General features: G+C 67.7%; 3 protein-coding genes and 1 pseudogene. All 4 read left to right on the forward strand.

Annotated elements, in window-relative coordinates:
• Positions 1-624: pseudogene (locus tag HC022_RS21750) on the forward strand (potassium transporter TrkG); the annotation flags it as partial.
• Between the two features lie 167 nt (positions 625-791).
• On the forward strand, positions 792-1,031 hold the full coding sequence (gene hfq / locus HC022_RS21755) for an RNA chaperone Hfq (RefSeq protein ID WP_007800966.1): 240 nt from the start codon (positions 792-794) through the stop codon (positions 1,029-1,031).
• Between the two features lie 17 nt (positions 1,032-1,048).
• The gene (gene hflX, locus HC022_RS21760) at positions 1,049-2,302 is read left to right on the forward strand and encodes a GTPase HflX (RefSeq protein ID WP_008885595.1); all 1,254 of its coding nucleotides are present in this window, start codon (positions 1,049-1,051) and stop codon (positions 2,300-2,302) included.
• A gap of 97 nt (positions 2,303-2,399) precedes the next feature.
• Positions 2,400-3,392, forward strand: a complete 993-nt coding sequence (locus tag HC022_RS21765) for an FUSC family protein (RefSeq protein ID WP_167453801.1) — start codon at positions 2,400-2,402, stop codon at positions 3,390-3,392.
• The last annotated feature ends 3 nt before the right edge of the window (positions 3,393-3,395 follow it).

Consider the following 3,395-nt stretch of genomic DNA (forward strand, 5'->3'; position numbering starts at 1 on the left):
GCGGCACTGGATCGCCGCCTTCGACGTCGGCGGCGAACAGAACCTCGCGCTGGGGCTGCGGGCGCTCTGGGGCGGGGTGTTCACCGCGCTCTCGTTCCTGTCGACCACGGGCTTCGTCAGCAGCGACTGGGCCGAGGCCCAGAGCTGGTCGGGCCTGCCGACCCCGGGGCTCATCCTCATGGGGCTCGCGATCATGGGCGGAGGCGTCGCCACCACCGCGGGCGGCGTCAAGCTCCTGCGGATCTACGCGCTCTACCTCGCGGGCAAGCGCGAGCTCGAGAAGCTGGTGCATCCGAGCTCCATCGGTCGCTCGGGCCCGATGGCGCGCAGGATGCGGCGGCAGCGTTCATCGCGTGGGTGTTCTTCATGCTCTTCGCCATGTCCATCGCCGCCTTCTCGCTGATCTTCAGCCTCTTCGGCATCGATTTCGAGAACGCCATGGTGCTGACCATTGCCGGCCTCACCAACTGCGGCCCGCTGATCCGCGCCGCCGCCGAGATGCCGGTGGACCTTGGCGCGCTGGGGGACGGGGTCAAGCTGACGCTCTGCGCGGCGATGGTGCTGGGGCGGCTCGAGCTGATGGCGATCATCGTGCTTCTCACCCCGGGCATCTGGCGCGACTGACACGCCGTCCGGGCCATCTGCCTTCCGTGTGGGCAGCGCGCACAGGCAGCGTGCACATCCGCCAAGGCCCGGATTTTTGCACTGGAAGTTCCTCCTTTGGCGATACATACTCGCCCGAAAGAGCGAAGGCCGCCCGGCGGCAAAGGGCAAGAATAAAGGCAAATTCAATGGCTTCGGACAGACAAAATCTTCAGGACGCGTTCCTCAATCACGTCCGCAAAACCAAGGTTCCGGTCACTGTCTTCCTGATCAACGGGGTTAAACTGCAGGGCGTCATCACCTGGTTCGACAATTTCTGCGTGCTTCTGCGCCGGGATGGGCAGTCGCAGCTTGTCTACAAGCATGCGATCTCGACGATCATGCCGTCGCAGCCGATCAACCTGTATGACGGCGACGGCAACGATTGAAAGAACATGTAACGCATGTGACCCGCGCCTGGGTCCTGCATCCCGACATCCGCTCGGATCGTGATCGCCGCGACGCGGAGATGGCGCTCGAGGAAGCTGTCGCGCTGGCAGTCGCGCTCCCCGACCTCGAGGTCGTGGGAAGCGCCGTCGTGCCGGTGCGCGATCCGCACCCTGGCCACCTCTTCGGCACCGGCAAGATCGAGGAGCTGAAGACGCTCTTCGAGGAGGCCGAGGTCGAGCTGGTGCTTGTCGACGGCCCCGTGAGCCCGGTGCAGCAACGCAATCTCGAGAAGCAGTGGAAGGTCAAGCTGCTCGACCGGACCGGGCTGATCCTCGAGATCTTCTCGGACCGTGCCGCCACCCGCGAGGGCGTGCTGCAGGTCGAGATGGCGGCGCTGTCCTACCAGCGCACCCGGCTGGTGCGGGCCTGGACCCACCTCGAACGGCAGCGCGGCGGGCTCGGTTTCGTCGGCGGCCCCGGCGAAACCCAGATCGAGGCCGACCGCCGCGCCATCGACGAACAGCTCGTGCGGCTGCGGCGCCAGCTCGACCGCGTGGTCAAGACCCGCGACCTGCACCGCAAGGCGCGCGCCAAGGTGCCGTTCCCCATCGTGGCGCTGGTGGGCTATACCAACGCCGGCAAGTCGACGCTCTTCAACCGGCTGACCGGGGCCGAGGTCATGGCCAAGGACATGCTCTTCGCCACGCTCGACCCGACGATGCGCGCGGTGCGCCTGCCCACGGGTATCGAGGTGATCCTGTCGGACACGGTGGGCTTCATCTCGGACCTGCCGACCGAACTGGTCGCGGCCTTCCGCGCCACGCTCGAAGAGGTTCTGGCCGCGGACGTGGTCGTGCATGTGCGCGACATCTCCCACCCCAACACCGAGGAACAGTCCGAGGACGTGGAGACCATCCTCGCCTCGCTGGGCCTCGACGAGGAGGTGCCGCGCATCGAGGTCTGGAACAAGATCGACCGCCTGCACCCGGACGAGCGCGACGCGCTGCTGACCCGGGCCGAGCGCGAAGAGCAGGTCTACGCCGTCTCGGCGCTGACCGGCGACGGGCTCGACGTGATGCTGCGGGCGGTGACCGACCTGCTGCAGGGCGAGACGGTCGAGGAAGAGCTCCTGCTCGGGTTTGACGAGGGGCGTCGCCGGTCGTGGCTCTTCGGCAAGGGGCTGGTAACGGACGAGCGGCAGGAAGAGGACGGCTTCGTCGTTCGCGTGCGCTGGTCCGCCAAGGACCGGGCGCAGTTCCAGAGCCTCTGAAATCGCCGAGTATCGATGACAGCGGCGCGGGCTGGTGGCCTGCGCCGTTCGTGCTAGGGTTTCGGGAACGGCACGGTTTTTCGGAAAGAGACAGGGCATGAGCATCGGCGAACGGGTCTCGGCGTGGTTCCTTGACGGGCCTGCGCCGATGCGCTGGACCGACATCGGCGTGATGCTGGTGGCCGTCGTGCTGCCGGTGGTCGTGGCGGGGCTGCTCTTCGGACCCATCGGGATGGGCGCCTTCGCCGCCTCCATGCCCGCGCATCTCGCCAGCCGCGAGGGCGGGGCGCCGGTGGCGCTGCTTGCGACCATCGCGACCGGGCTCGGAGGCATGGTCGCCATCGCCGATCCGGTCATGGCGCTGATGACGGCGGGCTGCCTTGCGGTGATGACCGCCATCGCCGCGCATCACCAGCTTGCCAGGCCCGCCATGCGCGCGGTGCTGACATGGACGCTGTTCACCGCGCCGCTGATCCCCTCGGACAACCTGCCGCTGCTTCTGGGCATCTATCTGGGTGGCATGGTCTGGAGCATCGGCATCACCTCGCTGGCACGCCGGGTGCGGACGCTCGACGCGGTGTCGGCGGGCAGTCGGGTCTACAGCTTCACCTTCGGCGCGGTCTTCGGCTCCGGACTCGTGGTCGCGGTCTGGCTCGGGCAGAGACTGTTCGACGATCACGGCTTCTGGCTGCCGCTGACCTTCGTGATCCTGTCGATGCCCCCCTATGGCGCGCTGTTCTCGCGCAGCCTGAAGCGGACGCTGGCGACCCTTCTGGGCGCCTATGCCTCGGTCGCGGTGGCACAGGTCGGGCTTTCGGCGGCGGCGACCGGCGTGCTGGCCCTGGTGATCTTTCCGCTGGCGTTCCGGTTGCTGCCGCGCAGCAGCTTCGCGGGCACGGCCCTGATGACCTTCAGCATCCTCGAGGTGCTCTCGCTGATCTCGGACATCGACGCGGTCGCCGCGGAGCGGGTCGAGACGGTGCTGCTGGCAAGCGTGCTGACGCTGGTGCTTGGCGTGCTGGCGACCGGGGTGCTTGCGGTGCTGAAGCCGAAGGCGCTGCGCGAGGCCACGGCGGACGACGCTGCCTGAACG

The organism is Salipiger sp. HF18 (assembly GCF_011806505.1).
GTDB lineage: Bacteria > Pseudomonadota > Alphaproteobacteria > Rhodobacterales > Rhodobacteraceae > Salipiger > Salipiger thiooxidans.

Bases quoted from the DNA above. Each gene is read 5' to 3' on its own strand.
- hfq (WP_007800966.1), top strand. From the start codon at position 792: ATGGCTTCGGACAGACAAAATCTTCAGGACGCGTTCCTCAATCACGTC.
- HC022_RS21765 (WP_167453801.1), top strand. From the start codon at position 2,400: ATGAGCATCGGCGAACGGGTCTCGGCGTGGTTCCTTGACGGGCCTGCG.